The sequence below is a fragment of the Burkholderia sp. ABCPW 14 genome (assembly GCF_001523835.1).
GTDB classification, from domain to species: domain Bacteria; phylum Pseudomonadota; class Gammaproteobacteria; order Burkholderiales; family Burkholderiaceae; genus Burkholderia; species Burkholderia mayonis.
In genome coordinates this window covers 1-2898 of record NZ_LOVS01000071.1, presented here as the reverse complement: position 1 = coordinate 2898, position 2898 = coordinate 1, and the positions used below count along the sequence as shown (strand labels likewise).

At 63.4% G+C, this 2898-nt stretch carries 2 protein-coding genes; both read left to right on the top strand.

Going from position 1 to position 2898, the window contains the following annotated elements:
- The coding region (locus tag WS62_RS36235; RefSeq protein WP_231748259.1) for a YadA family autotransporter adhesin at nucleotides 1-2624 on the top strand (2624 nt) is incomplete at its 5' end.
- On the top strand, nucleotides 2621-2898 hold a 278-nt coding region (locus WS62_RS10595; protein WP_197422811.1), incomplete at its 3' end, for a DUF2827 family protein. The genes WS62_RS36235 and WS62_RS10595, both read left to right, overlap by 4 nt.

The following is a 2898-nucleotide window of genomic DNA, read 5'->3' as shown; positions in this document are numbered from 1 at the left end:
CGACCTCGACCAGCGTCGGTTCGCTGTCCACTGGACTGAGCACCACCAACAGCAATGTCGCCTCGCTGTCGACCTCCACGTCGACGGGACTTTCGTCGGCCAATAGCTCCATCTCGTCGCTGTCCACCTCGACTTCGACCGGCATCGGCTCGCTGTCCACTGGACTGAGCACCACCAACAGCAATGTCGCCTCGCTGTCGACCTCCACGTCGACGGGACTTTCGTCGGCCAATAGCTCCATCTCGTCGCTGTCCACCTCGACTTCGACCGGCATCGGCTCGCTGTCCACTGGACTGAGCACCACCAACAGCAATGTCGCCTCGCTGTCGACCTCCACGTCGACGGGACTTTCGTCGGCCAATAGCTCCATCTCGTCGCTGTCGACTTCGACTTCTACCGGCATCGGTTCGCTGTCCACTGGACTGAGTACGACCAACAGCAACGTTGTGTCGCTGTCGACCTCCACGTCGACGGGGCTTTCGTCCGCCAATAGCTCCATCGCTTCGCTGTCCACCTCGACCTCGACCGGTATCGGCTCGCTCTCGAGCGGCCTGAGTACCACCAACAGCAACGTTACTTCGCTGTCGACCTCCACGTCGACCGGTCTCTCGTCGGCCAACAGCTCCATCGCTTCGTTGTCCACCTCGACTTCGACCAGCGTCGACTCGCTGTCCACGGGCCTCAGCACCACCAACAGCAACGTCGCTTCGCTGTCCACCTCGACTTCGACCAGCGTCGACTCGCTGTCCACCGGCCTCAGCACCACCAACAGCAATGTCGCCTCGCTGTCGAGCGGATTGTCGACGACCAATAGCAGCCTCACCTCGCTGTCGACTTCCACGTCGACCGGCCTCTCGTCGGCCAACAGCTCCATCGCTTCGTTGTCCACCTCGACCTCGACCAGCGTCGACTTACTGTCCACCGGCTTGAGCACCACCAACAGCAACGTTACTTCGCTGTCGACCTCCACGTCGACCGGCCTCTCGTCGGCCAACAGCTCCATCGCTTCGCTGTCCACCTCGACCTCGACCAGCGTCGACTCGCTGTCCACCGGCTTGAGCACCACCAACAGCAACGTTACTTCGCTGTCGACCTCCACGTCGACCGGTCTCTCGTCGGCCAACAGCTCCATCGCTTCGTTGTCCACCTCGACTTCGACCAGCGTCGACTCGCTGTCCACAGGCTTGAGTACCACCAACAGCAACGTTACTTCGCTGTCGACCTCCACCTCCACCGGTCTCTCGTCGGCCAACAGCTCCATCGCTTCGTTGTCCACTTCGACCTCGACCAGCGTCGACTCGCTGTCCACAGGCCTCAGCACCACCAATAGCAATGTCGCCTCGCTGTCGACTTCGACGTCGACCGGCATCGGCTCGCTGTCCACCGGCCTGAGCACCACCAACAGCTCCATCGCTTCGCTGTCCACCTCGACTTCGACCAGCGTCGATTCGCTGTCCACCGGCCTGAGCACCACCAACAGCAACATCACGTCGCTGTCCACGGGCCTCAGCACGACGAACAGCAACCTCGCATCGCTCTCGACGTCGACCTCAACGAGCTTCTCGTCGACGCTGAGTTCGATGGGCTCGCTGTCCACCGGCCTCGCGACGACCAACAGCAACCTCGCTTCGCTGTCCACGTCGACGCTCACATACGTGAACTCGCTGTCCACCGGACTCAGCACGACCACCAGCAGCGTCGCATCGTTGTCCACGTCGACATCGACCGGCCTCGCCGCAACGAACAGCAGCCTCACGTCTCTGTCCACGTCGACGTCGTCGAGCATCGGTTCGCTGTCCACCGGCCTGAGCACCACCAACAGCAATGTCGCCTCGCTGTCGACGTCGACGTCGACCGCCGTCGGTTCGCTGTCCACGGGTCTGTCGACGACCAACAGCAACGTCGCTTCGCTGTCCACGTCGACCTCGACCGGCATCGGCTCGCTGTCCACCGGACTGTCGACGACGAACACCAACGTCACATCGCTGTCGACGAGCGTGACCAACATCAACACGCAACTGACTTCGCTGTCGACGACGATCGTCAACAGCACGAACAACGTGATCCGCTCGCTGCCGGCGAGCACGGGCGTCGCCGCCGACATGAGCGCGCCGAACGCCGCCGCGCCGTCCGTCACGGCCGGCTCGAACTCGGTCGCGATCGGCGCGAACTCGAACGACGGCGGCCGCTCGAACGTCGTCTCGGTCGGCAGCTCGACGCAGCAGCGGCAGATCACGAACGTCGCCGCCGGCACGGAAGGCACCGACGCGGTCAACGTCAACCAGTTGAATGCGCTGTCCACTTCTATGTCACAATCGCTGACGGGTCAGCAATCCCAGATCAACAATCTGGGCACGCAGCTGAACCAGACTCAGCAAGCGCTGCAGCAGACCGACACGATGGCCCGTCAGGGCATCGCGGCCGCCTCCGCGCTGACGATGCTGCCGCAGGTCGAACCCGGCAAGACGATCAACGTCGCCGTCGGCGTCGCCCGCTTCGCAGGTCAGTCGGGGATGGCGTTCGGCGCGAGCGCGCATGTGACAACCAATGGCATTCTCAAGCTGGGCATCGGCGTGTCGGGGCAGAACAAGACCTTCGGTGCAGGATATGGATATAGCTGGTGATCGATTCCGTCCGCTCTCCGTCAACCGGGCCGCATGACGCGCCCGGCAAGCGCCTCGCCGTCGGCATCTCGCTTTTCGCCCGCGACGGCCAGGCGATCTGGGAAAACGGCATTCATCAGAACATTGCGTTCCTGGCGATGATGCTCAGGCAGTCGGACCGGGTCGGCCCGATCTACTTCCTGAACGGCGGCGACGCGAAAGCGTTGCCCGCCGGCCTCGATCTCGCCGGGCTCGACGTGCCGCTCGTGCAGCCGCGCGACGTGTCGCACGCGCT